This window comes from Mycolicibacterium cosmeticum (genome assembly GCF_000613185.1).
Lineage (GTDB): Bacteria > Actinomycetota > Actinomycetes > Mycobacteriales > Mycobacteriaceae > Mycobacterium > Mycobacterium cosmeticum.
In genome coordinates this window covers 2,006,895-2,032,939 of sequence record NZ_CCBB010000001.1, presented here as the reverse complement: position 1 = coordinate 2,032,939, position 26,045 = coordinate 2,006,895, and the positions used below count along the sequence as shown (strand labels likewise).

General features: G+C 67.9%; 21 protein-coding genes. 15 read left to right on the top strand and 6 right to left on the bottom strand.

Annotation, left to right across the window (positions count from 1 at the left end; translation table 11 throughout):
• Positions 1–100 precede the first annotated feature (100 nt).
• From BN977_RS09670 to BN977_RS09640, 7 genes are all read left to right on the top strand, one after another.
• Entirely contained in the window at positions 101–1,993 is a 1,893-nt protein-coding gene (locus BN977_RS09670) for an ABC transporter ATP-binding protein (protein ID WP_036397366.1), read from the top strand.
• Positions 1,990–3,813: an ABC transporter ATP-binding protein gene (locus BN977_RS09665; RefSeq protein WP_036397364.1), complete on the top strand. Its 1,824-nt coding sequence runs from the start codon at positions 1,990–1,992 to the stop codon at positions 3,811–3,813. Before BN977_RS09670 ends, BN977_RS09665 begins: the two co-directional genes overlap by 4 nt.
• Complete coding sequence (locus BN977_RS09660) at positions 3,810–4,775, top strand: LysR family transcriptional regulator (RefSeq protein ID WP_036398806.1); 966 nt, start codon at positions 3,810–3,812, stop codon at positions 4,773–4,775. Before BN977_RS09665 ends, BN977_RS09660 begins: the two co-directional genes overlap by 4 nt.
• A gap of 171 nt (positions 4,776–4,946) precedes the next feature.
• A complete protein-coding gene (gene hisD, locus BN977_RS09655) occupies positions 4,947–6,302 on the top strand; it encodes a histidinol dehydrogenase (RefSeq protein WP_036398804.1) in 1,356 nt (451 codons plus the stop codon).
• On the top strand, positions 6,302–7,150 hold the full coding sequence (locus BN977_RS09650; protein ID WP_051561223.1) for a nitrilase-related carbon-nitrogen hydrolase: 849 nt from the start codon (positions 6,302–6,304) through the stop codon (positions 7,148–7,150). Before hisD ends, BN977_RS09650 begins: the two co-directional genes overlap by 1 nt.
• The gene (locus BN977_RS09645) at positions 7,143–8,597 is read left to right on the top strand and encodes a purine-cytosine permease family protein (RefSeq protein ID WP_036397363.1); all 1,455 of its coding nucleotides are present in this window, start codon (positions 7,143–7,145) and stop codon (positions 8,595–8,597) included. The genes BN977_RS09650 and BN977_RS09645 overlap by 8 nt, the downstream gene beginning before the upstream one ends.
• Before the next feature lie 39 nt (positions 8,598–8,636).
• On the top strand, positions 8,637–8,846 hold the full coding sequence (locus tag BN977_RS09640; RefSeq protein ID WP_036398800.1) for a DUF3072 domain-containing protein: 210 nt from the start codon (positions 8,637–8,639) through the stop codon (positions 8,844–8,846).
• A 19-nt stretch (positions 8,847–8,865) separates the two neighbouring features.
• On the opposite strand, the gene BN977_RS09635 is transcribed toward BN977_RS09640, so the two are convergent.
• A complete protein-coding gene (locus BN977_RS09635) occupies positions 8,866–9,201 on the bottom strand; it encodes a cupin domain-containing protein (RefSeq protein ID WP_036397360.1) in 336 nt (111 codons plus the stop codon).
• Positions 9,202–9,272: 71 nt separating this feature from the next.
• Here BN977_RS09635 and BN977_RS09630 point away from each other — a divergent pair, with 71 nt between their 5' ends.
• Positions 9,273–10,178 (top strand): GlxA family transcriptional regulator, encoded by a 906-nt coding sequence (locus BN977_RS09630; protein WP_036397358.1) that lies wholly within the window; start codon positions 9,273–9,275, stop codon positions 10,176–10,178.
• 53 nt (positions 10,179–10,231) lie between these two features.
• Here the strand turns inward: BN977_RS09630 and BN977_RS09625 are convergent, their stop codons facing one another.
• Together BN977_RS09625 and BN977_RS09620 are read right to left on the bottom strand one after the other, a co-directional pair.
• Positions 10,232–11,083: a CDP-diacylglycerol diphosphatase gene (locus tag BN977_RS09625; protein WP_036397357.1), complete on the bottom strand. Its 852-nt coding sequence runs from the start codon at positions 11,081–11,083 to the stop codon at positions 10,232–10,234.
• Between the two features lie 137 nt (positions 11,084–11,220).
• On the bottom strand, positions 11,221–12,057 hold the full coding sequence (locus BN977_RS09620; protein WP_036397356.1) for a helix-turn-helix transcriptional regulator: 837 nt from the start codon (positions 12,055–12,057) through the stop codon (positions 11,221–11,223).
• A gap of 57 nt (positions 12,058–12,114) precedes the next feature.
• On the opposite strand from BN977_RS09620, the gene BN977_RS09615 reads away from it, so the two are divergent.
• Together BN977_RS09615 and BN977_RS09610 are read left to right on the top strand one after the other, a co-directional pair.
• A complete protein-coding gene (locus BN977_RS09615) occupies positions 12,115–13,785 on the top strand; it encodes an AMP-binding protein (protein WP_036397355.1) in 1,671 nt (556 codons plus the stop codon).
• Positions 13,785–15,392, top strand: a complete 1,608-nt coding sequence (locus tag BN977_RS09610) for an AMP-binding protein (protein WP_036397354.1) — start codon at positions 13,785–13,787, stop codon at positions 15,390–15,392. Before BN977_RS09615 ends, BN977_RS09610 begins: the two co-directional genes overlap by 1 nt.
• Positions 15,393–15,437: 45 nt before the next feature.
• Here BN977_RS09610 and BN977_RS09605 read toward each other — a convergent pair whose 3' ends face one another.
• The gene (locus tag BN977_RS09605) at positions 15,438–16,634 is read right to left on the bottom strand and encodes an L-talarate/galactarate dehydratase (RefSeq protein ID WP_036397352.1); all 1,197 of its coding nucleotides are present in this window, start codon (positions 16,632–16,634) and stop codon (positions 15,438–15,440) included.
• A 199-nt stretch (positions 16,635–16,833) separates the two neighbouring features.
• Here BN977_RS09605 and BN977_RS09600 point away from each other — a divergent pair, with 199 nt between their 5' ends.
• Positions 16,834–18,204, top strand: coding sequence for an MFS transporter (locus BN977_RS09600; protein ID WP_051561221.1), 1,371 nt, complete (start codon positions 16,834–16,836; stop codon positions 18,202–18,204).
• A 5-nt stretch (positions 18,205–18,209) separates the two neighbouring features.
• Here the strand turns inward: BN977_RS09600 and BN977_RS09595 are convergent, their stop codons facing one another.
• Positions 18,210–18,962, bottom strand: a complete 753-nt coding sequence (locus BN977_RS09595) for an IclR family transcriptional regulator (protein ID WP_036398797.1) — start codon at positions 18,960–18,962, stop codon at positions 18,210–18,212.
• Positions 18,959–20,398, bottom strand: coding sequence for an APC family permease (locus BN977_RS09590; RefSeq protein WP_024452002.1), 1,440 nt, complete (start codon positions 20,396–20,398; stop codon positions 18,959–18,961). The genes BN977_RS09595 and BN977_RS09590 overlap by 4 nt, the downstream gene beginning before the upstream one ends.
• 241 nt (positions 20,399–20,639) lie before the next feature.
• On the opposite strand from BN977_RS09590, the gene BN977_RS09585 reads away from it, so the two are divergent.
• The 4 genes from BN977_RS09585 to BN977_RS09570 all read left to right on the top strand — a co-directional run bounded on the left by BN977_RS09585 (position 20,640) and on the right by BN977_RS09570 (position 26,043).
• A complete protein-coding gene (locus BN977_RS09585; RefSeq protein ID WP_036398795.1) occupies positions 20,640–22,139 on the top strand; it encodes an aldehyde dehydrogenase family protein in 1,500 nt (499 codons plus the stop codon).
• A 110-nt stretch (positions 22,140–22,249) separates the two neighbouring features.
• Complete coding sequence (locus BN977_RS09580) at positions 22,250–23,713, top strand: APC family permease (protein ID WP_036397350.1); 1,464 nt, start codon at positions 22,250–22,252, stop codon at positions 23,711–23,713.
• Entirely contained in the window at positions 23,710–25,635 is a 1,926-nt protein-coding gene (locus tag BN977_RS09575; protein ID WP_036397349.1) for a primary-amine oxidase, read from the top strand. Before BN977_RS09580 ends, BN977_RS09575 begins: the two co-directional genes overlap by 4 nt.
• A 3-nt stretch (positions 25,636–25,638) precedes the next feature.
• Positions 25,639–26,043 carry a hypothetical protein gene (locus BN977_RS09570; protein ID WP_036397347.1) on the top strand — a complete coding sequence of 135 codons (405 nt, stop codon included), beginning with the start codon at positions 25,639–25,641 and terminating at the stop codon, positions 26,041–26,043.
• Positions 26,044–26,045: the final 2 nt, after the last annotated feature.

The following is a 26,045-nucleotide window of genomic DNA, read 5'->3' as shown; positions in this document are numbered from 1 at the left end:
CAGGTTATTCGGTTGTCCGGCGTGGGAATATCGGAGTCGGGGGTCCCACAGCGACATGGATGTCGGTGCCATGAGTTAGACAGTCTTAGTGGGTGGTGGAATGCAAACGGAGGGTAGCGGGCTGCGCTCGACGCCGGCCATCGCGCCGCCGCCGCGGCGTATCCGCTCGTCATCGGACATCTTCCGGCTGCTGCCGTACCTCAAGCCCTACCGGATGCGCTGGACCGTCATGGTGGTCGCGGCGTTCGCCAGCCTCGGCGCCACCGTCTGCATCCCGCTGCTCACCAAGGCGGTGATCGACGGGCCGGTGCGCCACCAGGATGAGCGTGGCCTGTGGATCCTGGGCCTGGCCGCCACCGCGCTCGGTGTCAGCGAGGCGGTGCTGTGGTTCATCCGCCGCTGGCTGGTCGCCCGCGCCACCATGGGGGTCGAGGCCGATATCCGCAAGGACCTCTACGCGCGGCTGCAGATCCTGCCGATGAACTTCCACGGCCAGTGGCAGTCCGGCCAGTTGCTCTCCCGGGTGATGAACGACCTCAGCACCATCCGGCAATTCCTGTCGTTCGGGCTGCTGTTCCTGATGCTCAACATCGTCCAGATCATCGTCGTGACCGCGCTACTGCTGAGCATGTACTGGCCACTCGGTGTCGTGGTCGTGGTGTCCATCGTGCCCATCACGCTCACCGTGCTGCACTTCCAGCGCGAGTTCACCCGGCTGTCCCGGCTGTCGCAGGACCAGTCCGGCAACGTCGCCACCCATGTCGAGGAGGCCGCACTCGGCCTGCGGGTGATCAAGGCGTTCGGCCGCGAGCGGTACGCCTACCGCCGGTTCGACGAGCGAGCGACGAGCCTGTACGGCACCGAGATGAACAAGGTTGCGGTGTCCGCGAAATTCTGGACCCTGCTGGAGGTCATCCCCAACATCACGCTGATCATCGTGCTGGGCTTCGGCGCCTACGCGGCCGGGCACGGTCTGGTCAGCATGGGCACCCTGGTCGCGTTCATCACCATGATGCTGTCGCTGGTGTGGCCCATCGCCTCGCTGGGCTACCTGCTGTCGATGACACAGGAGTCGATGACCGCGGCCAACCGGGTCACCGAAATCTTCGACGCGCCGCGGGAGATCACCGACGGCCCCGTCCGTGCGACGCCGCGCGGCGGGTGGCTGGAACTGGTCGACGTGGGGTTCCGATTCCCCGACTCCGATACGTGGGCCCTCCGACATGTGAATCTGACCGTCGAGCCGGGGGAGACGGTGGCCCTGGTCGGGGCCACCGGGTCGGGCAAGTCCGTGCTGGCGGCGCTGCTGTCCCGGCTGTACGACGTCACCGAGGGCCGGATCCTGCTGGACGGCACCGACATTCGTGACCTCTCCCTGCCCGCCCTGCGGCAAGCGGTCGCCACCGCCTTCGAGGACCCGACGCTGTTCTCCATGTCGGTGCGGGAGAACCTGCAGCTGGGCAACCCTTCCGCGAGCGAGGACCAGCTGGCCGAGGCCATCAACGTCGCCTCGGCGGATTTCATCTACGACCTGCCGTTCGGGCTGGACACCCGCATCGGCGAGCAGGGGATGAGCCTGTCCGGCGGTCAGCGGCAACGGCTTTCGCTGGCCCGCGCCATCCTGGCCGACCCGTCGGTGCTGGTGCTCGACGACACGCTGTCCGCGCTGGACGTGCACACCGAGGCCGTCGTCACCGAGGCGCTGAGCCGAGTGCTGCGTGGTGTCACCGGCATCGTGGTGGCGCATCGTGCCTCGACGGTGCTGTTGGCCGACCGGGTGGCGCTGCTGCAGGACGGCACCATCACCGCCATCGGCACGCATAGCGAGTTGTTGGCGTCGGTGGCCGAATACCGGTACCTGCTGGCCGCCGACGACGAACTCGACGACGGCGCCGAACGGGTCTGCGACTGGGAGGACGACGAGTACCGGGCCCAGCTGGACCGGCTGCGCCTGGAGGACGAGGCACTGTCGTGGAAGGGCCGGCAGCCATGAGTGTCACCGACTGGCGCGGGCGCAAGGTCGACGACCACGACGACGATGATCTGCCGATCGACGAATCCATCTCGCGGCGGCGCGAGGCCCGCCACCTGTTGTTCGACCTGCTGCGGCCCTACCGCACGATGATCGCGGTCCTCGCGATCATCGTGGTGGTGGAGAACGCGGCCCGCCTGTCGGTGCCGATCCTCGTGCAGCGCGGCATCGACCATGGCATCCCGCCCATCGTGAACGGCGGCTCGGCGCGGGAGCTGGTGCTCATCCTCGCGGTGCTGTGCGGGGTGGTGGTTATCCAGGGCGGCAGCCGGATGGTGTTCCTGCGCCGGTCCGGCCGGATCGGGCAGAACGTGCTGCTGGAGTTGCGGCGCAGGCTGTTCCGGCATTTCCAGCACCTCGACGTGGCTTTCCACGACCGCTACACCTCAGGTCGGGTGGTCGCCCGGTCGACCAATGACATCGATGCCATCCAGGACATGCTGGCCACCGGCTTCGACGGCCTGATCACCGCCGTGCTGACCATGTGTGGCACCGCGGTGCTGCTGGTCGTGCTGGACTGGCGGCTGGGCCTGATGTGCTTGTGCGCCTTCCCCATTCTGGTGGCGCTGGTGATGTGGTTCCGCTCGGAGTCCTCGAAGACGTATCTCAAGGTGCGCGAGGCGGCCGCGCTGGTGATCGTGCAGTTCGTCGAAACCATGACCGGGATCAAGGCCGTGCAGGCCTACCGGCGCGAGCCGCGCAACCAGGAGATCTTCGAAGACGTTGCCGACCAGTACAAGTCGATCAACGAGCGGGCCTTCAAACTGCTGGCGATCTTCATGCCCAGCGTGCGGCTGGTCGGCAACCTCGCCACCGGCGTGGTGCTGCTCTACGGCGGCTACCGGGTGCTCGGCGGGCAGATGACGCTGGGCACGCTCACCGCGTTCCTGCTGTACCTGCGCATCTTCTTCGAACCGATGCAGGAGATCTCGCAGTTCTTCAACACCTTCCAGTCGGCGTCGGCGGCCCTGGAGAAGATCTCCGGGGTGCTGGCCACCGAGCCCGGAATCCGCGACCCGCAGCACCCGGTGGCGCTGCCGGCGGTACGCGGCGAGGTCGTATTCCGGGACGTGCGATTCGAGTACGTGCCGGGCCGCCCCGTGCTGCCGGACCTGTCGCTGCACGTGCCGGCCGGGCAGACCGTCGCACTGGTCGGCACCACGGGGGCCGGCAAGACCACCATCGCCAAACTGATCGCCCGGTTCTACGACCCGGTGGCCGGTACGGTCAGCCTGGACGGGGTCGACCTGCGCGATCTCGAGCAGGCCGAGCTGCGCCGGCATGTGGTGATGGTGACGCAGGAAAACTTCATGTTCGAGGGCACCGTCGCCGACAACATCCGCTTCGGCAAGCCCACGGCCACCGATGCCGAGGTGCGCGCCGCGGCGCAGGCCGTCGGTGCCGACCGGTTCGTCGACACGCTGCCCGACGGGTACGACACCGACGTCGCCAAGCGCGGCGGCCGGCTCTCGGCCGGGCAGCGGCAGTTGATCGCGTTCGCCCGCGCGTTTTTGGCCGATCCGGCGGTGCTGATCCTCGACGAGGCGACGTCATCGCTGGACGTGCCCAGCGAGCGGTTGGTGCAGCGCGCTCTGGTGACGGTGCTGGCCGACCGGACCGCGGTGGTGATCGCGCACCGGCTCTCGACGGTGCTCAGCGCCGACCGGGTGCTGGTGCTCGAACACGGCCGCATCGTCGAGGACGGGCCGCCGGATGAATTGATCGATGCCGGTGGGCATTTCGCGGGTTTGCATCAGGCGTGGGTGGACTCGTTGGCGTGACGCTCAACCAGCTCCGCGCGTTCGTCGAGGCGCAGCGCACCGGTTCGTTCACCGCGGCCGCCGAGGCCATGCAGATGGCACAGGCATCGGTATCGGAATTGGTGCGCCGTTTGGAAATCGAGCTGGACACCCAGCTTTTCGTCCGGGGCAGCCGCCGGTTGACGTTGACCGCCGCGGGGGAGGAACTGCTGCCCTACGCCCAACAGTCGGTCCAGGCGGCCGACGGTGGGATGCACGCGGTGCGATCGGCGGGCTCGCTCGGCGGCGGGACCGCGACGTTCGGGATGCCCCGCAACGCCGACTACTACCTGCTGTCCAGCCTGGTTCAGACCTTCCACATGCGCTACCCGGAGGTCCGGGTGCGCTTGGTCGGGCAGAACTCCGCCGAGACCGCGGCGGCCATCCAGGCCGGCGAGATCGAGGCGGGCATGCTGATCCTGCCGATCGACGACGAGGACCTCACCGTGCGCCCCTTGCTGCGCGACGAGGTGTTCTACGTGAGCGCCGATCCGTCGCGCACCGAAAACCCGGTGACGATACGACAATTGGCGCAGGCCGATCTGGTGCTCTACGACGCCCACTACGGCTGGAAGGACCCGACCCGGCGCCAGCTCGCCGAGCGCGCGCAGCTGGCCGGGGTGCGGTTGGAACCACGGATCGAGATCGAGCACGTCGAGGCGGCCCTGCGGCTGGTGGCCGGGCGCATCGGCGACACCATCGTCAGTGGCGCGGTGATCGACAGCCCCGCCTTCCCGCCGGGCCTGCACATCGCACCGTTCGCCGAACGGCTGTACGACACCATCGCGCTGGCCCAGCACCGGGCCCGGCCGCTGTCCAACGCCACCCGGGAATTCGCGCGGCTGGCCGAGGACACCATCCGCGAACTGGCTGCGCTGCCCGACCAGTCGGCCGTGGATGCCGCGCATCCGACGGTCCCGCTGATCGCCCGCCGGCGGCTGTAGCCGACGGCCGACTGTGGGTCCTGCGTACGCGATTTCCAACCAATGCGTGCCTGCGGCCCACAGTCGTGCGGGCACTGACCTGGCCCGATACCGAGGCATCGGATAATCCTGTGGTTCGAATAGGATTCACCCATCTAGTCCTTCGGCTCACAAATGCCTACCGTCGCCGGCATGCAGATCACCACCGACGAAGCCCGCGCCCTCGGACCCTTCACCTGGCTCAAACGGCCGGCCATCGACGGACCTCCGGCACAACGTGACCCGCAGGTCACCGAACGGGTTTCGCAGATGCTGTCCGATATCGAACGCCGCGGGCTGGACGCCGTCCGCGCCTACTCCCGTGACCTGGACGGCTGGACCGGTGACCTCGAGGTCAGCGCGGCGGACCTGCGGCGCAGCGGCGACGCCCTCCCGAGCGACGTCCGCGAGGCACTCGAGCTCGGTTACGACCGCACCAACCGGTTCGCCACCGCGACGCGTGCCCACCTGACCGACTTCGAGGTCGACCTGGCGCCCGGCGTCGTCGGCGGGGTGCAGTACATCCCCGTCTCCCGGGTCGGTGCTTACCTGCCCGCCGGCCGGTTCCCCCTACTGGCGAGCGCCTTCATGACGGTCGGTGTCGCGAAGGCGGCGGGCGTGCCGACCTTGGTCGCCTGTACACCGCCTTCCGGTGCGCACGGCGCCCACCCGGCCGTGCTGTACGGGGCCTACCTGTCCCGAGCCGACCGGGTTTTCGCCATCGGTGGTGTCCAGGCCCTGGGGGCCATGGCATTCGGCCTGCTGGGTGACGCCCCGGTGGACATGCTGGTCGGTGCCGGCAATGCCTTCGTCACCGAAGCCAAGCGCCAGCTGTTCGGCAGGGTCGGTATCGACCTGCTGGCCGGGCCGTCGGAGGTGGCGGTGTTGGCCGACGAGACCGCCGACCCCGAGTGGGTGGCCGCCGACCTGCTGGGCCAGGCCGAGCACGGACCCAACTCGCCCGCCGCACTGATCACCACCTCGGAGTCGTTGGGCCGCAAGGTGTTGGATGCGATCGACCGGCAACTGGAAACGCTCGCCACCCGCGAGATCGCCGGCGCGGCGTGGCGGGACTTCGGGTCGGTGATCCTGGCGGCCGACCGGGCACAGGCCGCCGCCATTGCCGATGTGCTGGGGCCCGAACACCTCGAGGTCCAGACCGGTGACGACGAGTTCTTCCTCAAGGAGTTGCGCAACTACGGGTCGCTGTTCCTCGGCCCCTGGAGCACGGTTGCCTACTCGGACAAGGGTATCGCGGGCACCAACCATGTGCTGCCGACCGGGAAAACCGCCCGCTACAACGCCGGTCTGTCCGTGTCGCGGTTCCTGAAACCGTTGACCTACCAGCGTGCCCGACGGGACGCCACCGCCGCCCTGGCACCCGCGGTGGAGCGGATCTCCGCGTTCGAGGGCCTGGCCGCACACGAAGCCACCGCGACCATCCGGATCGAGCGAATCGGCAGGCATTCGGGTGCTTTCGACGGCACCCCTGCGGTGAAGCGGGCCTGATGAACGGGCGGCAGCTGCGTGTTTCGGCGATCTCGATACCCGTGGAGATCGGGTCGCTGGCAGACAATCTCACCCGCATCGGTGATGCGTTGCGGTCTGCAGCGGGCGCGCAGTTGGTTGTCCTACCCGAATTGGCAACCAGCGGTTACGTTTTCCATGACCGCGCCGAAGTGGAAGCCGTGGCCCTGACGGTCGACGACCCCAGGCTGTCCGGCCTGGCCGGGCACCTGACGCCGGGTGCCGTCGCGGTCGTCGGTTTCTGCGAAACCGACGGTGCGCGCTTGTACAACTCGGCGCTCGTGCTCGGTGGCCGGGGTGTCATCGGTTGCTATCGCAAGGCGCACCTGTGGGGTGCCGAGTACGGAATCTTCACGCCCGGTGCGCAGGCCGGCGCGGTGTTCGACACGCCGATCGGCCGGCTCGGCGTTGCGATCTGCTACGACAACGAGTTCCCGGAACTGCCGAGGCGACTGGCGCTGGCCGGTGCCGATGTGCTGGCGCTGCCGGTGAACTGGCCGCTGGTGGCCCGACCGCCGGGCGAGTACCCGCCGGAAACCATCCAGGCCATGGCCGCGGCCCGTTCGTCACGGTTGGCGACGGTGATCGCCGACCGGCACGGATCCGAACGTGCAGTGACCTGGACCGGCGGGACGGCGGTGATCTCGGCCGACGGCTGGATCGTGGGAACGTCAGATCACCGTAACCGTGCCGACGCGGTGCTCGACCTCCATTGCGACAAAGTCATCGGACCGCACAACGACCTGTTCGCCGATCGCCGCCCAGAGCTCTACGGGGACATTGTGATTCCCCAACCCGACCATCACCAGAAGCGAGGAATCCGTGTCTGACGCATCCGCGATCGAGTCGAAATCCATCGACTGGATCCCCCTGACCGAGCGCCGCGGCAAGCCGTCGACGCTGTTCCCGTTGTGGTTCATGTCCAATGCGAACCTCACCACGCTCGCCACCGGCATGGTGGGGGCGGCCCTCGGCGCGTCCTTCCTCTCTTCGCTGCTGGCCATCGTCACCGGCGCGGCCGTCGGCACGGTGTTCACCGCGTTCCACTCGGCGCAGGGCCCGCAACTGGGCCTGCCGCAGATGATCCAGTCACGTGGCCAATTCGGCTATCGCGGCGTGGTGGTCATCTGTGCCGTGGTGGTGTTCAGCATCGTCGGCTTCAACATCTTCAACCAGATCCTGGCCGCTGACGCTCTCACCCTGGTCACCGGCACCGATCTGCGCGACCTGTGGTTCGTCGTCGTCACCGCGCTGGCACTGGCATTGGCGATCTTCGGCTACCACTGGATCCACCGCTTCCAGACCTGGCTGACATGGCTGTTCCTGGCCACCTTCGGTGTGTTCACCGTCGCGGCGCTGATCTGGCTGCCCCTGCCCGACGGGCAATTGGGCTTCGGCGGCTTCACCTGGGGTCCGTTCCTGGTGCAATTCGCCGCCGCGGCGGCCTATGCGTTGGGCTGGGCGCCGTACGTCTCGGACTACTCGCGGTATTTGCCACCGCAGACCAGCCCACGCAAGGCGCTGTTCCACACCTACACAGGCGTTTTCGTCGGCGCCACCTGGTTGATGATGCTCGGTGCCCTGGTCGCTGCGCTGTTCACCGGCGCCGCCCCACTGGAGGCCGTGCAGCAGGCCGCCGATCGGCTGATGTCGGGGTCCGGGGCCTGGCTGTTGGTCGCCGCCCTGCCCGGTCTGGTCACCGTGGTGACGGTCAACATCTACGCCGCCTCGCTGGAGCTGATCACCATGGTCGATTCGTTCCGTCCGGTGCGGCCCACCCTTCGGCTGCGCGTCGTCTCGTGCACCGTGATCGCTTTCGCCGGGCTGCTGGGCGCGGTGCTGTCGACCGGTGCCTTCCTGACCAACTTCGGCAGCTTCCTGGTGGTGCTGCTGTACCTGTTGGTGCCGTGGACCTCGGTGAACCTGGTCGACTATTACTTCGTGCGGCGCGGCCACTACGCGGTGCGGGAGATCTTCGTCGCCCACGACAGCGTCTACGGCACCTGGGGCTGGCGCGGGCTGACCGCGTACCTCGTCGGGATCGTCGCGATGATCCCGTTCGTGGTGACGGTCTGGTTCACCGGCCCCGTCGCGGCGGCCATGGGCAATATCGACATCGCCTTGTTCGTCGGGCTGTTCGCCTCCGCCGCAGCGTATCTGGTGATGGCCCGGTCACTGGACCTGGCCGCCGAGACGGCGCGCGCGGAGGCCGATGCGCGTGAGCACGGGATCGAGGCGGTCAGCTTCGCCGGACGGGTCGCGCCGGTGGAGACGTAATAAGGTTTCGAACGCTTGTGCGATGGGAACTTTGTGGGCATGACGCAACAGACGAATGAGACGACAGAAAATCCCGAAAAGGACACGTCGGAGTGGGTGACGGGCGACGAGGCGATGACCGGGCCCCAGCGTAGTTACCTCCACACGCTGGCGAGAGAGGCCGGACGCGAGGTGCCGGCCGAGCTGACCAAGGCCGAGGCTTCGGATCTGATCGAGGATCTGCAGGCGCAGACCGGGCGCGGCGACTGACCTCGACCCCCGGCTTCTCCTATCCCTGCGGATAGAAGAGGAAGAGCCGGCACCCCGTCGTCGTCGAAGGCAGGTGCCAGGATCCGGCGGGCGCATGCAGAAATGTGCCGGCGGGATAGTCCCGTGCACCGTCGTTGAAGACACCGTCGAGCACGTAGACCTCCTCGTCTCCGGGCTGGTGGACGTCGCGTTCGGGGAAGCTGCTTCCCGGGGCCATCTCGAGTACGGCGGCCTTCGCTCCGTTCGGTCCGCGCCAGAGTCGGCGTACCCGGATGCCGGGGTGGATCTCTTCGGCGGCGATGTCGTCGACGGACGAGGACTGATAACCGGGCTGGGCCAGGATCTCTGGGTTCACGGATTCATGGTGTCCTCTGCGGGCAGTGCCCTGACAGGTCGCGGCTTGCCACGATTGGGTACTTTCGAGCCATGCATCGTGTTGTCGCACTGGTGCGGTCCGTGCAGTCGACCTTCGAGCTGGGTTGCGCGGATGAGGTTTTCGGGACGGTGCGGCCGAACGTGCCGCGGCGGTATGACTTCGGTATCTGCGCCCAGAATCCGGGACCGGTGGCAACAACGGCCGGTTACGTGATGCAGGTGGAGCACGGGTTGGAGGCGCTCGAGACCGCGGACACCGTGATCGTTCCCGGCTGGACGCCCATCGTTGCGCCGATGCCTACTGTTACCCGCGACGCCTTGCTACGTGCACACGAGCGGGGCGCACGGTTGGTGTCGATCTGCTCGGGCGTATTCGCACTTGCCCGCACGGGGTTGTTGGACGGCCGCTCGGCCACCGCGCATCCGGCCCGCCGTGAACAGCTGCGGCGCGAGTTCCCCCGGGTGACGATCGAGGACGCCACGTTCGTGGATCACGGCGACGTGGCCACCAGCGCCGGTGGCGGCGCGGGAATCGATCTGTGCCTGCATCTGGTCGCGACCGACTTCGGTGCCGAGTACGCGCGGCTCGTCGCCGAGAGCATGGTGCTGCCGCGGTACACCCCCACCGGTGCCGGCTCCGGTGATTTCGATGCGCTCGGCACGTGGGTATCGGCGCGGTTGGCAGACCCACTGAGCGTGCGGGATATGGCTGCAGTTCTCAATGTTTCGCCGCGTACCCTGGCGCGGCGCACCGCGCAGGAATTCGGAACGAGTCCGGGGGAGTGGCTGCTCGAGCGGCGGCTCGCCGCGGCGCGCGAATTGCTGACGAGTACCGACCTGACGGTGGAGGTCATCGCGCAGCGGGTCGGACTGGGGTCGGCGGTCAACGTGCGCAGGCATTTTCGTCGACAGTTCGGGACGACGCCGGGCGCGTTCCGGCGGTCCGCGCGCCGGTGAACGCGGGGAAGGTCACCCGAGCGAACTCGGGTGACCTTCCCTGCGGTGCCGTGCTACTTGCCGTTGACTTTCCACAGCAGGGACTCGACGTTGCCGATGCCGGCGGAAAGACCGCTCTGCCGGTCGCTTTCGAGCACATCGAAGCCGCCACGCGGATCCTTGGTGACCAGGATCATCACATGCGACATGGCGGTGCCTTTGGGCTGCGCGATGTCGTTGTTGACCTTCGCGAAGAAGTTCTGGTCCAGCGAGCTGGTGTGCCAGGCGCGGTAGCTGTTCGGGCTGGCGTTCTTCGTCATCGACTGGTCATGGCCGGTGACCGAGATGACCGAGTTCACCCAGCTGCTCTCGTGGTCGGTGATCTGGCCGGCCTTGGCCGCCGCGTCGATATCGTGGCGCGCCGGGCGGTACAGCTCGGTCAGGTGGATGTGCATCTGTTCTTGACCCCGGCTGTCGGCGGAGTTGATGGCCAGCGCCCAGTCGCTGACACCGTTGAGGAGATGGGCTTCGTCGGCGGCGTGCTTGAAGTAGTGGGGTGCGTCTGCGGACAGCAGGTTGGAGCATTCGATACCCGACTCGGGCATGGTGGGAATGACCAGCAGATCAGTGTGCACCTTCTTCTGGCTGGAGTTGCCGGAGTGCACCGCCCAGCCGTGGGACGCGTCGTTGTTGGGCCATTGGATGTCGAAGTTGGTCCCCTTGTTCTTCGGGGTGTACATGTTCGGGTCCACGCCCTTCCACAACGTGCTCTCCATCTGCTTGATGGTGGAGCACGGGCCGAAGGCGCCGGCCGTCGCGTCGGCGTTGGAGGCCGGCGCCAGGCCCAGGGCCAATGCCGGGACGACGGCCAGCGAGGCGACGGCGGCGATGCGGCGGGCGAAGCGGGCGCGAGAGGTGTTCGTCATGGTGTTCTCCTGAGTTCGCTTGCGGGGGTGAAAGCTTGGTGAGAACAACTTCCCGCATCCCGGGGCCCCGGTCTGTCCGCTGGTCGGGTTGTGTGACAGGGGAACCCCCGTTCCCCCGATTGGGGGACACGCAACTCTTACGGAATCAACCGCCCCCGCCGAGCCCGCGACACCGCCTCATGCCTGGTCTTCGTCCCCAATTTCGCTGCGGCACTGCGCAGATAGCTCTTCACCGTTTCCGGCTTCAGTGAGAGCCGCTGCGCCGCTTCGGCATTGGTGCACCCCAAGGCCACCTGGGCCAGCACATCGATCTCCCGCTGGGTCAGTGGCGCAGCGATCGGGGCGCCGCCCGACAGGGCCGTGCCCAACTGGTCGGCCAGCACCCGCAGCTGTCCTTGCATCGAAGCAGGTGCGCAAGCCGCCAGCCGGCGCAGGTCGGCGTGCACCTCTCGGATCTGCTCTGCGTTGGCCAGCCGATCACCCGAGGCGAGGTGCGCCTCACGCAGTCGCATCCGGCGGTCCACCTCGTCGCGCACCCGCAACTCATAAGACAGCCGCTGGGCCGAGCCCACCATCAGGTCCATAGCCCGGCCACCGATCGGGGCGGCCGCCCGGTAGGCGCCGTACAGCATGGCCCGGGCCCGGCCGTCCACCAGCACCGGCACCGCCAACACCGAGCGGATACCCTCGCCGACCACCGGCGCGTCGTAGTCGTGGGTGATGCTCACATCGTTGCGGTAGTCGGCCACCGCCATGGGCCGGCCCGCCACCATGCTGGCCCCGCCGAGCCCGGAGCGGGACCGCACCACCAGCCCGCGCAGGCCGCTGGTGCGGGTGCCGACGAACTCCGTCAGCAACAGCGCATCATCGTGCACCTCGCCACCGAAGAGCACCGGAACGCCGGCCTCGGCGGCCACCCGTCGCAGCTCAGCGCGCACCGCGTCGGTGTCGCGGGGCCTTAACAGCGATTGCACAGGATTCCCCTCTTTCGGGGGTAGCGGACGGACAAGTGTGACGTAGATCCTATCTGCATGACGACCAACACCGACCTGTACCGCGAGGCGCGCGACCACCTGGTCGACGTCATCGCCGACTACGACAAGGCCGTCGCGACGTTCGAGTGGCCCCAGATCACGGGGTCGTTCAACTGGGCCATCGACTGGTTCGACGTCATTTCGGCGGGCAATGACCGCACCGCGCTGTGGATCGTCGAGCAGGACGGCACCGAGCGCAAGGTCAGCTTCGCCGAGATGGCGGCGGCCTCCGACCGGGTGGCGACCTGGCTGCGCGGCCTGGGCGTGGGCAAGGGGGACCGCGTCATCCTGATGCTCGGCAACCAGGTCGAACTGTGGGAGGCGATGCTTGCCGTCGCCAAGCTCGGCGCGGTCATCATGCCGACCACCGGTGCGCTGGGCCCGGAGGATCTGGCCGACCGGATCGGCCGCGGGGCCGCCCGGTTCGTCATCGCCAACGCCGCCGACACACCCAAGTTCGAGCAGGTGCCCGGCGACTATGTCCGCATCGCCGTCGGGGACGCCGAGAACTGGCACCGCTACCAGGACGCCTACGCCACGACGCCCGAAAAGCACCAGACCGTCACCGCGGTGGACGACCCGCTGCTGGTCTACTTCACCTCGGGCACCACCAGCAAGCCGAAACTGGTCGAGCACTCCCAGATTTCGTACCCGGTCGGGCACATGTCGACGATGGCGTGGATCGGATCGCGGCCCGGCGACGTCCACCTGGCGATCAGCTCACCCGGCTGGGCCAAGCATGCCTGGAGCTGTTTCTTCGCGCCCTGGATCGCCGAGGCCACCATCTTCGTCTACAACTACAGCCGGTTCGATGCGGCTGCCCTGCTGAACCAGTTGCACCGGGCCGGCGTCAACACTTTCTGCGCACCACCCACGGTATGGCGGATGCTCATCCAGGCCGACCTCGGCGCCAAACCCGAAGGGCTGCGCGAGATCCTGGGTGCGGGTGAACCGCTGAACCCCGAGGTCATCGAAACCGTGCACCGCGCCTGGGGGTTGACCATCCGCGACGGGTTCGGGCAGACGGAGACCACCCTGCAGGTCGGCAATACGCCGGGCCAGCCGGTGAAGGCGGGCTCGATGGGCCGGCCGATGCCCGGCGTGCCGGTGGTGCTCGTCGACCCGCTGACCGGTGAGCTCGCCGACGAGGGCGAGATCTGCCTCGATCTCAGCCAACGGCCGCTGAACCTCATGACGGGCTATCTCGGTGACCCGCAACGCAATGCGACGGTGATGCACGGCGGTTACTACCACACCGGGGATGTGGCCAGCCGTGACGCGGACGGATACATCACCTATATCGGCCGCACCGACGATGTGTTCAAGTCCAGCGACTACAAGGTGTCGCCGTTCGAGTTGGAAAGCGTGCTCATCGAACACCCCGCCGTCGTGGAGGCCGCCGTCGTCCCGCAGCCGCACGAGACCCGGTTGGCGATCCCGAAAGCCTATGTGGCACTGGCCGAAGGCTGGGCCGCCGACGCCGAGACCGCCCGCGCCATCATGGAACACGCCCGCGACCATCTGGCCCCGTACCTCAAGGTGCGCCGGGTCGAGTTCTTCGATCTGCCCAAGACCATCTCGGGCAAGATCCGGCGCGTCGAATTGCGCCGGCGCGAAGAGTCGGGCCAGCCGATCGAGACCGAATACCGCTACGAGGATCTGCTCTGATGCACAGTTATGACGCCGGCCCCACCGATACGCCCATCCTCGAAGAGACCATCGGCGCCAACTTCGAGCGCACCGCCGCCGAATATCCGGACGTCGAAGCGCTCGTCGACTGCGCCCAGGGCACCCGCTGGACCTACCGCGAACTCAACGACGAGATCGACCTGGTGGCCCGGGGTTTACTCGGCCGCGGCATCGCCAAGGGCGACCGGGTGGGCATCTGGTCACCGAACCGGTCCGAGTGGACCATCGTGCAGTACGCCAGCGCCAAGATCGGCGCCATCCTGGTCAACATCAACCCGGCCTACCGCACCCACGAACTCGGCTATGTGCTCAACCAGTCCGGGGTGCGGATGCTGATCTCGGCCACCGACTTCAAAACTTCCGACTACGTCGCCATGGTGCAGGAGGTCCGGCCCGAGGCGCCCGCGCTGACCGACGTCATCTTCCTGGGCACCGCCGACTGGGACGCGTTGCGTGCCGGTGCCGTGGCGCCGGAAGAACTCGCGGCACGGCAACAAACCCTGTCCAACACCGACCCGATCAACATCCAGTACACCTCGGGCACAACGGGTTTTCCCAAAGGGGCGACCCTGTCGCATCGCAACATCCTGAACAATGGATTCTTCGTCACCGAGGGCATCAACCTGCGCCCGGGCGACCGGCTGTGCATCCCGGTGCCGTTCTACCACTGCTTCGGCATGGTGATGGGCAACCTCGGCTGCACCACCCACGCGGTCACCATGGTGATCCCCGCACCCGGCTTCGACGCCGGCCTCACGCTGAAAGCCATTGAACGGGAACGCTGCACCGGCGTCTACGGGGTGCCGACCATGTTCATCGCCATGCAGAACCACCCGGCGTTCCCGCAGACCGACGTGTCCACGCTCCGGACCGGCATCATGGCCGGCTCGGTCTGCCCCATCGAGGTGATGAAACGCTGCATCAACGAGATGAACATGGCCGAGGTGGCCATCTGCTACGGGATGACCGAGACGTCGCCGGTGTCGTGTCAAACCCTGCACGACGACGACCTGGACCGGCGTACCGCCACCATCGGCCGTGCGCACCCGCACGTCGAGGTGAAGATCGTCGACCCGGAGACCGGGGACATCGTCGAACGCGGCCAGCAGGGGGAGTTCTGCACCCGGGGCTATTCGGTGATGCTCGGATACTGGGATGACCCGGAAAAGAGTGCCGAGGCCATCGATCTCGACGGGTGGATGCACACCGGCGACCTCGCCGTCATGCGGGAGGACGGCTACTGCACCGTCGTCGGCCGGATCAAGGACATGGTGATCCGCGGCGGTGAGAACGTCTACCCGCGCGAGATCGAGGAATTCCTGTACACCCATCCCGACATCGAGGACGCCCAGGTGATCGGTGTCCCCGACGCCAAGTACGGCGAGGAGATCTGCGCTTGGATCAAGATGAAATCCGGCGCGAAACCGTTGGACGTCAACGCCGTTCGGGAATTCGCCGACGGCAGGCTGGCGCATTACAAGATTCCGCGCTACGTGCACCTGGTCGACGAATTCCCGATGACCGTCACCGGCAAGATCCGCAAGGTGCAGATGCGCGAGGAGACCGTGCGGATCCTCGGGCTGTGACTTCGGCGCGCTGACCCGCGCTCACCGCGGGTACGCGCGCCGAAATCACGTGAAGTCGGCGGTGCCGACCGTCCAGGCGCGCGCCTGCTCGCTGAGGGTGAAGCCCAGGCCGGGGCGGTCGGACAGGTGCATGCGGCCGTCGCGGATCTCCAACTGCTCGTTGAACAGCGGGTCCAGCCAGTCGAAATGCTCCACCCACACGCCGTGCGGGTAGGTGGCGGCCAGGTGCAGGTGAATCTCCATCGCGAAATGCGGTGCCAGTTGCAGGAACTTCTGCTCGGCCAGCGTGCACAGCTTGAGGAACTGGGTGATGCCGCCGATGCGCGGGGCGTCGGGCTGGATGATGTCGACCGAGTCGGCATCGATGAGCCGCTGATGCTCACCCACGCTGGCCAGCATCTCGCCGGTCGCGATCGAGGTGTCCAGCGCGCGGGCCAGATGGGCATGGCCCTCCGCGTCGTAGGCGTCCAACGGCTCTTCGATCCAGACCAGGTTGAACTTCTCCAGGATCCGGCCCATCCGCATCGCGGTGGGCCGGTCCCACTGCTGGTTGGCGTCGACCATCAGCGGCACGTCGTCGCCCAGGTGCTCGCGCACCTTCTCCAGCCGGGCGATGTCGGTACGCCAATCCGGCTGCCCCACCTTGATTTTGATGCCGCCGATGCCGGCCGCCAGCGCCGCCGACGCATTCTCCAGCACCTGCTCGATCGGGGTGTGCAGGAAACCGCCCGAGGTGTTGTAGGTGGGCACCGAATCGCGGTGGCTGCCGATCAGCTTGGCGATGGGCAGGTTGGCGCGCTTGGCCTTGAGGTCCCACAGCGCGATATCGACGGCCGCGATGGCCTGGGTGGCCACGCCGCTGCGGCCGACGGAGGCGCCGGCCCACACCAGCTTGGTCCAGATCTTGGCGATATCGTTGGGGTCTTCGCCGATCAGGACGGGCGCGACCTCTTGCGCGTGGGCGAACTGCGCGGGGCCGCCGGCACGCTTCGAATAGCTGAATCCGATGCCGGAGTGACCGTCGGCGGTGTGGATCTCGGCGAACAGGAACGCCACCTCGGTCATCGGCTTCTGCCGGCCGGTCAGCACCTTGGCGTCGCTGATCGGTGTCTTCAGCGGCAGGGTGACCGACGACAGCCGCACCCGGTCGATGCGGTCCTGGGTGGCCGCGCCCGCTGCCAGGGCTTTGATCGCCGCGTCGGGCGCGCTGAGGGCACTGCTGATGGGGGCGGTGGTGGTCATGACATCCACGGTAAGGACTCCGTTTCGATTCAGTCCAACACCGATTGTGGAATTATTGATGCAGACGGCGCATCGCCACAGTTGATGCCGAAGCTGCATCACTGCATACCGAATCGGGCTTGGACGGGCATGTATCCGGGTGCTTAGAGTCGGCCGGGGTCACCGTTGTGACCTGAGCCACCGGTCGCAAGGAGTTGCCATGAATCCCGCCACCACCGCGCCGGCCGACAGCCCATACCGCGCGCCCGCGGCCAAGGCCGGCCGCGTGCGCTACGTCATCCTGGCGATGCTGTTCGCGGTCACCGTCATCAACTACGCCGACCGCTCCACCATCTCGATGGCCGGCGACGCCATCCAGGACGCACTGGGCATCGACGCGGTGACGCTGGGCTACATCTTCTCCGCATTCGGCTGGTCGTATCTGGTGGCCCAGATTCCCGCAGGCTGGCTGCTGGACCGCTACGGATCCAAGAAGGTCTACTGCGGCGCGATCCTGTCCTGGTCCATCTTCACCGTCTGTCAGGGTTTCGTCGGGAACTTCTCGATGGGCACCGCCGTCGGCCTGCTGTTCATCCTGCGGCTGCTGGTCGGTCTCGCCGAAGGGCCGTCGTTCCCCGGCAATTCCCGCATCGTCGCGGCCTGGTTCCCCACCAAGGAACGGGGCACGGCGGCGGCCATCTTCAACTCGGCGCAGTATTTCGCGACGGCCGCCTTCTCGCCGCTGATGGGGTGGCTGGTGGTGGCCGCGGGCTGGGAGCACGTCTTCACCATCGTCGGTGGCATCGGTGTGGTGTTCGGTCTGTTGTGGCTGGTCGTCATCTACGCGCCGCGCAACCACCCGCGCCTTAGCCAGGCCGAGCTCGACTACATCCGGGACGGCGGAGCCCTGGTCGACATGGACGCCGGCAACGCGGCACCAACAGAAGCCAAGGGCGCCAAGCAACTTCACTACGTGAAGGCGCTGCTCAAGAACCGGATGATGCTGGGCGTCTACTTCGGCCAGTACTTCATCAACACCATCACCTGGTTCTTCTTGACCTGGTTCCCGGTGTACCTGGTGCAGGAACGGCACATGTCCATCCTGAAGGCGGGTTTCATCGCGTCGCTGCCGGCGATCTGCGGCTTCGTCGGCGGCATCCTCGGCGGTGTGCTGTCCGACGGCCTGATGCGGCACGGCTGGTCGCAGACCAAGGCACGCAAGCTGCCCATCGTGGTCGGCCTGCTGCTGGCCACCGTCATCATCGGCTGCAACTACGTCGACGCGTCCTGGCTCGTCGTCCTGCTCATGGCCGTGTCGTTCTTCGGGAAGGGCCTCGGCGCGCTGGGCTGGGCGGTGGTGGCCGACACCGCGCCCAAGGAGATCGCCGGGCTGTCCGGTGGTGTGTTCAACACCTTCGGCAGCCTGGCCGCGATCACCACCCCGATCGTGATCGGTTACCTGGTCAAGACGCAGGGTTCGTTCGAGCTCGCGCTGCTCTACGTCGGGTTCAGTGCGCTGGCCGCCCTGCTGTGCTACCTGGTGGTGGTCGGGCCGATCAAGCGCCTGGAGATCGCCGACCTGGAGCGCTGACGCCACTAGGCCAGCAGCGGGCGCAGCCGGGTGGCGCACTCGCGCAGCACGGGCACCTGCTTGGCCAACAACGACGCGTGGTCGGCACGCGCGGACATCGCCACCGCGGCCACCAGCGCGCCGGCCGGGGACCGCACCGGCACCGCCACGCACGCCGAATCCTCGCGCAGCTCCCCGATCTGGGTGGCCACCCCATGTTCCCGAACCTCGTCGAGCTGTTGTAACAGAAGCGATCTGGACGTGATGGTGCGGCCGGTCAGGCCACGCAGCGGCGACTGCAGCAGGGTGTCGATATCCCGCTTCTCGGCCAGCAGCAGCTTGCCGACGGCGCACGCGTGAAGGTGATGGTTGAGCACCGATTCGTCGGCCGGCGGCGGATACTCGGCATCGGAGTCGGCCAACCGCACCGAGGTGTTGGTGAAATAGAACAGGTGCACGCCGAACCGCACCGACAACCGCACCTCGGCGAGCACCTCGCGGGCCGCCGTACACACCGCCGGCGACACCGCCGCATCGATCAGCACCCCTATCCGCGGCCCGAGCGAGAAGCCGGACAGGTCCGGCAGCCGGACGATATAGCCGTCGGCGACAAGCAGATTCAGCAGCCGGTAGGTGGTGGCCGACGGCATGCCGAGGCGGTCGGCGATCTCCTTGGCGGTCACCCCGGCGCCGGCCAGCGCGACCGCCTCCAGCACCTGCAGTGCACTCTGCACCGCCTTGGGCTGGCGGCCGGACAGCGCACCGTCGGAGGGGCTCACCGGCGCACCTCCCACGGGTTGTAGTCGGCGAACACGTCACCGGCGACCGTCTCGTCGAACACGCCGACGCGCTCGGCCAGGTCGGGCACGCTGCGCCGACGCCACCCGAATGCCGCGAACCCCGCCGCCAACAGGCCGGCGTATACAGCGGTCGCAATCCACACCGGCGAAGCGACGGTCAGCGCCGCCCAGCCGATGATCGTGACCATCATCGCCGCGGCGGACAGCCCGATCACCAGCGGGGCGCGGGTCAGTTCCCCGATGCGGCGCAGGAATGCCGGGGCGGCCAGGCACACCAGCAGGTACGCCCCGATATAACCGTGCGCGGACACCGCGAGCAGACCGATGAGCACCTCGCGGCTGGATCCGGTGGCGAACAGGTAACAGACCGGAGCCGCGACGATGACCGGCATCGCCAGGGTGAGCGCGACATGCGGTGTGCGGTAGACCGGGTGGGCGCGACCGACACTCGCGGCCACCACCCCTTCGCGGCCCATCGCGAACAGCGTGCGCGACAGCGCGGTGGTGGAGCCGATGACGCACGCGAACCACGATGCGGTGATGCCGAGTTCCATCACGATCGACAGCACCGCGTTGTTCGGCAGGGTCAGCACGATCGGCACCGAACCGGTTCCGGCGCGGATGGTTCCGGCCGTTTGCATGGCCGCGGCGAAGGTATACAGCACCCCGAGGACCAGTGGCGACCACCGGATGGCGCGGGTCACCGTGACGAACGGTCGCTGGGCCTCGCGGGCCACCGTGCCCGCACTCTCGAATCCGACATACGAGGTGATGGCCAGCAGCAGGGCGAACCCCAACGCGGAACGGCTCTCCGGCTCAGCCACTTTCGGTGGATCGTGGCCGGTGACCGAGCCGGTGAAGGCGATCACCAGCACGGCGGCGGCCACCGCGATCGCGAACACCTCGACGGACAGTGAGATGCGGGCCGACAGCCGGATGCCGCGCACCATCAACGCCCACGCCAGAACGCCGACCAGGACTGCCAGCACGGCGATGGTGACCCGGCCGTCGGGCACGCCCACGTGGCCCAGCAGCGCGGTGAGATAGCTTGCCGCGCCCAGGGTGCTGGCCATCGCCGCGGCCGCGTAGCCGATGACCACCGACCACCCGGCCGCGATCCCGGCGGTCGGGCCCAGTCCCTTCACGGTGTAGCTGTACAGCCCGCTGACGGCGACCATCCGGGTGGTGAACTGGGTGACGCAGTAGCCGACAGCGGCCATCAACAGGGCGGCGACGACGAAGACCGGCACCGCCGCACGCCCGGCCGCCGGGATGACGAGGGCGGGCAGCGTGACCATCACCGCCGACGGCGCCACCGCCGACACCGACTGCCCCAGCACCTGGGCGAACGACAACTGCGCCCGCCGCAATCCCGAGACCGGCGAGCGCTTCCTGATCGCCCGTCTGCCGCTCATCCCGGCAACGTATCCGATCACCCACCCGGCCACAGCGTTGTCGGGTAAATCTTCGAAAACTCCAAATGAGAATCGCAGTGGGCCGGTGATCCACGCAACCGGACCGCGCACCCGTCAACTGCAATTCGGGAACACCCAAATGAGAATGGCTGCACAAAGTCAAATGAGAATGGAATAACGACGAAAACCCATTAGGAATTTATGGTGACGCAGACCACATCCGCGGGTAATCATGACCGGCATGACCACCGTGCTCAGCCCCCAACTGGACCCCCGCACCGTCGCCTTCACCGCCGCGCCGCGGCAGATGTACGTCGACGGTCGCTGGGTCGACGCCATCTCCGGCCGGCGGTTCGACACCGTCGACCCCGCCACCGAGCGGGTCATCACCACCGTCCCGCACGCCGGCCTCGAGGACGTCGGACGCGCCGTCGGCGCCGCCCGCCGCGCCTTCGAGAACGGGCCGTGGCCGGCGATGACGCCCGCCGAGCGGCAGAAGATGATCTGGCGCATCGCCGACGGCATCAGCGCCCGTGCCGACCAGTTCGCCGAGCTGGAGAGCATCGACAACGGCAAATCCGTAGCCGTCGCCAAGGCCGTCGACGTCACCTGGGCCGCGGAGATCTTCTACTACTACGCCGGCTGGGCCACCAAGATCGAGGGCCGCACCGTCCCGGTCTCGGTGCCGTGGGCCCCCGGCGCCAGGTTCCACGCCTTCACGCTGCGCGAGCCGGTCGGCGTGTGCGCGCAGATCATCCCGTGGAACTTCCCGCTGGTGATGGCCGCGTTCAAGGTCGCCCCCGCGCTGGCCTGCGGCAACACCGTCATCCTCAAACCCGCCGAGCAGACCCCGCTGACCGCGCTGCTGCTGGCCGAGGTGATCGCCGAGGCCGGCGTCCCCGACGGCGTCTTCAACCTGCTCACCGGCTTCGGGGACATCGGCGCCGCGCTGTCCGCGCATCCCGGTGTCGACAAGGTCGCCTTCACCGGATCCACCGAGGTCGGCAAGAAGATCGTCACCGCCGCGTCCGGGAACCTCAAGAAGGTGTCGCTGGAACTCGGCGGCAAGAGCCCGCAGGTGGTGTTCGCCGACGCCGACCTGACCGCCGCCATCCCCGGCGTGGCCGGCGGCTTCCTGTTCAACCACGGCCAGACCTGCACCGCGGGCACCCGGCTGCTCGTCGAGGACACCATCTTCGACGAATTCACCGCCGGGGTGGCCGAGCACGCCGCCGGGCTGCGCATCGGTCCGGGCCTGGACCCCGCCAACGACATCGGCCCGCTGGTCTCCCGGGAGCAGCTCACCAGGGTCACCGGCTACCTGAACCAAGGCATCGAGCAGGGCGCCCGCGCGCTGGCCGGCGGCGGCCGGCACGGCGACACCGGCTTCTACGTGCAGCCGACGCTGCTGGTGGATGTGCGCGACGACTTCTCCGTGTACCGCGAGGAGATCTTCGGCCCGGTCGCCGTCGCCATCCCGTTCAACCGCGACCGCGGGGTCAAAGCCGCGGCGAATGACACCCCGTACGGGCTGGCCGCCAGCGTGTGGACCCGCGACGTGTCCACCGCGCACCGGGTGGCCGCCGAGATCAAGGCCGGCACGGTGTGGGTCAACTGCCACAACGCGTTCGACACCGCCCTGCCGTTCGGCGGTTACAAGGAATCCGGCTGGGGCCGCGAATTGGGCGAGGGCGCCATCGCCGAATACACCCAGACCAAAGCCGTCAATATCGCGCTCTGACATTCTCCGCCCCGAATGGGAATGCGCACCGCGCGCCATTCTCATTTGAAAGAACCGAAGCCTTACCGCACGGCAACCAATTCACCGCCAATTCCACCGAAGGTAGAGCCATGACAACCGACGCAGTCCTGGACTCCGGCCGCGCGGCCGGCGGCCAGGCTCACCGCCTGGCCGGCAAACTCGGCCCCACCGCCATCGTCTTCATGGTCGTCGCGGCGGCCGCCCCGCTGACCGTGGTCGCGGGCACCTTTCCCATCGGCATCGCCGCCGGCAACGGCGCAGCCTTCCCGGCGTCCTATCTGGTGTGCACGGCGGTGCTGCTGCTGTTCGCCGTCGGCTTCACCGCCATGGCCCGGCACATCCGTGGGGCCGGGGCGTTCTACACCTATATCGCGCACGGCTTCGGCCGGCACGTCGGCTTGGGTGCGGCGTTCCTGGCGCTGCTGTCCTACACCGCGGTGCAGGGCGGCGTGTACGGCTACGTCGGCGCCGCACTCAACGAACTGGTCACCAGTCACGGCGGCCCCGTGGTGCCCTGGTACCTGTACGCGCTGGCCATGATGGCCGCCGTCGGCACGCTGGGCTACCGGCACATCGAACTGTCCGGCAAGGTCCTCGGTGTCCTGCTGCTGTGCGAGGTCGGCATCGTGCTGGTCATCAACGTCGCCGTGATCGGCCGCGGCGGCGCCGACGGGCTCTCGACGGCGGTGTTGCACCCGGCGAACTTCTTCACCGGCGCACCGGGTATCGCCCTGATCTTCGCGCTGGCCGGCTACATCGGCTTCGAGGCTACGGCGGTGTTCCGGGACGAGGCCCGCGACCCGGCCCGCACCATCCCGCGCGCCACCTATATCGCGCTGCTGCTCATCGGCGGCTTCTACGCGTTGTCCAGCTGGGCCCTGGTCAGCGCCTGGGGTGACGCCGGCGCGGTCACCGCCGCCACCGACACGCCGGCCACCATGCTCACCGACACCGCCAACCGCTACCTCGGTTCGGTGGCCGGTGACCTGGTCCAGATCTTCCTCATCACAAGCCTTTTCGCGGCACTACTGTCCTTCCACAACGTGCTCGCCCGCTACATCTTCTCGCTCGGCAACACCCGAGCCCTGCCGCAGCGCTGCGGCCGCTCGCATGCCCGGCACGCGTCCCCGCACATCGCGTCGGTGCTGCAGACGGTCTCGGCGCTGGTGCTGGTGGTCGTCTCGGTCGCGGCCGGGCTCGACCCCGTCACCCAGGTGTTCACCTGGTTCGTCGGCGCCGCCTCGGTCGGCATCGTGGTGCTGATGACCGTGACGTCGGCCGCCGTCGTCGTCTACTTCCGCCGCACCAGGTTCGACACCCGGTTGTGGCACACCGTCATCGCCCCCGGGCTGGGCTTCATCGGCCTGGCCGTGCTCTCGGTGATGACCGCCGTCAACCTGCCGTTGCTGGTGGGCGGGTCGGCCACCCTCGCCGGTGTCATCGGGGTGCTGCTCGCCGGAGCCTTCCTCGGCGGCGCCGCGGTCGCGGTGCTGCGCCCGCACGCCGGCCACCAAGACGAAAACCCCGATATCGCAAAGGAGATCGCACGATGACCGCCACCATCGAACCCGCCCAGAAGACCGCCGTCCCGGATCACCCGCTCACCCCGCTGCGCGCCGACGAGATCCGCGCGGTGCGCCGCATCGTCGACGAACACGGACTGCTGGGTGAGAGCGTGCGCTTCGTGTTCGTCGCCCTGGAGGAGCCGCACAAGAAGATCGTGCAGGCCTACACTCCCGGCGCCCCCATCGACCGGCAGGCCCGCGTGCTGCTACTGGACCGCGCCACCGGCCAGGGCAACGACCTCGTCGTCTCGGTGACCCAGGACAAGATCCTCTCGGTGGAGCACGTCGACGCCGGCGTCGACGGGCACGTCCCGATCCTGGACCAGGAGTTCGAGGACATCGAGGCCTTCCTGCTGGACTGCCCGGACTGGCTGACGGCCATGGACAAGCGCGGCCTCAACCCCACCGATGTGCGGGCAGTTCCGCTGTCGGCCGGTGTCTTCGGGCACGAGGACGAGGTGGGCCGGCGCATCGTCCGGGTGCTGGCCTTCTATCAGTACGACGCCGCCGACCTGCCCTGGGCGCATCCCATCGACGGCGTCGTCGCCTACGTCGACCTGACCGAGCGCCGCGTCACCAAGGTGATCGACGAGATCGAACTGCCGCTGCCCACCGAACGCGGCCAGTGGGACGCCGAGCCGCATGCGGTGGCGCCGCGCACCGACCTGAAGCCCATCGAGATCAGCCAGCCCGACGGAGCCAGCTTCACCGTCGAGGGCAACCAGATCAGCTGGGCCGACTGGAAATTCCGGTTCGGGTTCGACGTCCGCGAGGGTCTGACCCTGCACCAGTTGTCCATCGCCGGCCGGCCGGTGGTCTACCGCGCGTCCATCGCCGAGATGGTGGTTCCCTACGCCGACCCGTCCCCGGTGCGATACTGGCAGAACTACTTCGACCAGGGCGAGTACCTGTTCGGCCGGTACACCAATTCCCTTGAACTGGGCTGCGACTGCCTGGGCGAGATCAAGTACTTCGACGTCACCATCGCCGACGAAGACGGCAACCCCAAGCTGATGAAGAACGCGATCTGCCTGCACGAGGAGGACTTCGGCGTGCTGTGGAAGCACACCGACATGTTCAACGGCATGGCCGAGGTGCGCCGGTCCCGCCGACTGGTCATCTCGTTCTTCCTGACCATCGGCAACTACGACTACGGCTTCTACTGGTACCTGTACCTCGACGGCACCATCCAGCTGGAGGCCAAGGCCACCGGCATCGTCTTCGCCTCGGCGCACCGCGGGCCGGACGGGTTCTCCACCGAGATGGCACCCGGCCTCGGCGCACCGTTTCACCAACACCTGTTCTCGGCCCGGCTGGACATGGAGGTCGACGGCCCGTCCAACGTCGTCGAAGAGGTCGACGCCGTCGCCGTGCCGATGGGACCGGAAAACCCGTGGGGCAACGCCTTCCGCCCGCAGCGCACCCGGCTGACCCGAGAGTCGGAGGCGATGCGCACCGCCGACAACCTCAAGGCCCGGGTCTGGCACATCACCAACCCGGACAAGCACAACCGGCTCGGCCAGACCGTCGGCTACGCGCTGCACCCCGAAGGGCAGCCGGCGCTACTGGCGCACCCGACCAGTTCCATCGCCCAACGGGCGGCGTTCGCCACCAAGCACCTGTGGGTGACGAAATACGATCCCGCGGAACGTTATCCGGCGGGTCGGTTCGTCAACCAAAATCCTGGGAACGCCGGCCTACCCGCCTATGTCGCGCAGGACCGCGACATCGACGGCGAAGACATCGTCGTGTGGCACACCTTCGGGCTGACGCACTTCCCGCGCCCGGAGGATTGGCCGGTGATGCCGGTCGACTACGCCGGGTTCAAGCTCAAGCCGGTGTCGTTCTTCGATCGCAACCCCGCGCTGAACGTTCCCGCTGCGCCGAAGGCGCATTGCTGCGAGAGTTGACAGATGTCCGGTTGGTCCGCCGCCTCAGCCGTCTGTGGACGACGGCTGTGTGCGGCGGCCGCCGCCGGCTCGGCGGCCCTGCACGCGACGATGATCGGCCACGCCGCCGGCCCGCTGCCGGCACTGCTCATCGTGGCGATGGCGGGCGCGTGCCTGTTCTGTGCCTATGAACTGTGGCGTGGATGCGGGCCGCGGACCTGGCTGGTGGTGGCGGTGATGAACCTGGCGATGATCGCCGTGCACTGGTCCATGCCCGCCCACCACCACGGCGCACCGGTGGTGGGGCCGGCCGAGCCGATGCCGGCGTTGATGGGCTTGGCCACCACGGTGTCGCTGACCGAGGCGGTGATCGCGACCGCGGTGCTCTACGCGCTCACCAGGCGACGGGACGCATCGGCCATCATGTAGGC

Coding starts and splice junctions, on each gene's coding strand:
- BN977_RS09670 (WP_036397366.1), top strand. CDS start 101: ATGCAAACGGAGGGTAGCGGGCTGCGCTCGACGCCGGCCATCGCGCCG.
- BN977_RS09665 (WP_036397364.1), top strand. CDS start 1,990: ATGAGTGTCACCGACTGGCGCGGGCGCAAGGTCGACGACCACGACGAC.
- hisD (WP_036398804.1), top strand. CDS start 4,947: ATGCAGATCACCACCGACGAAGCCCGCGCCCTCGGACCCTTCACCTGG.
- BN977_RS09650 (WP_051561223.1), top strand. CDS start 6,302: ATGAACGGGCGGCAGCTGCGTGTTTCGGCGATCTCGATACCCGTGGAG.
- BN977_RS09640 (WP_036398800.1), top strand. CDS start 8,637: ATGACGCAACAGACGAATGAGACGACAGAAAATCCCGAAAAGGACACG.
- BN977_RS09630 (WP_036397358.1), top strand. CDS start 9,273: ATGCATCGTGTTGTCGCACTGGTGCGGTCCGTGCAGTCGACCTTCGAG.
- BN977_RS09625 (WP_036397357.1), bottom strand. CDS start 11,083: ATGACGAACACCTCTCGCGCCCGCTTCGCCCGCCGCATCGCCGCCGTC.
- BN977_RS09615 (WP_036397355.1), top strand. CDS start 12,115: ATGACGACCAACACCGACCTGTACCGCGAGGCGCGCGACCACCTGGTC.
- BN977_RS09610 (WP_036397354.1), top strand. CDS start 13,785: ATGCACAGTTATGACGCCGGCCCCACCGATACGCCCATCCTCGAAGAG.
- BN977_RS09605 (WP_036397352.1), bottom strand. CDS start 16,634: ATGACCACCACCGCCCCCATCAGCAGTGCCCTCAGCGCGCCCGACGCG.
- BN977_RS09600 (WP_051561221.1), top strand. CDS start 16,834: ATGAATCCCGCCACCACCGCGCCGGCCGACAGCCCATACCGCGCGCCC.
- BN977_RS09590 (WP_024452002.1), bottom strand. CDS start 20,398: ATGAGCGGCAGACGGGCGATCAGGAAGCGCTCGCCGGTCTCGGGATTG.
- BN977_RS09585 (WP_036398795.1), top strand. CDS start 20,640: ATGACCACCGTGCTCAGCCCCCAACTGGACCCCCGCACCGTCGCCTTC.
- BN977_RS09580 (WP_036397350.1), top strand. CDS start 22,250: ATGACAACCGACGCAGTCCTGGACTCCGGCCGCGCGGCCGGCGGCCAG.
- BN977_RS09575 (WP_036397349.1), top strand. CDS start 23,710: ATGACCGCCACCATCGAACCCGCCCAGAAGACCGCCGTCCCGGATCAC.
- BN977_RS09570 (WP_036397347.1), top strand. CDS start 25,639: ATGTCCGGTTGGTCCGCCGCCTCAGCCGTCTGTGGACGACGGCTGTGT.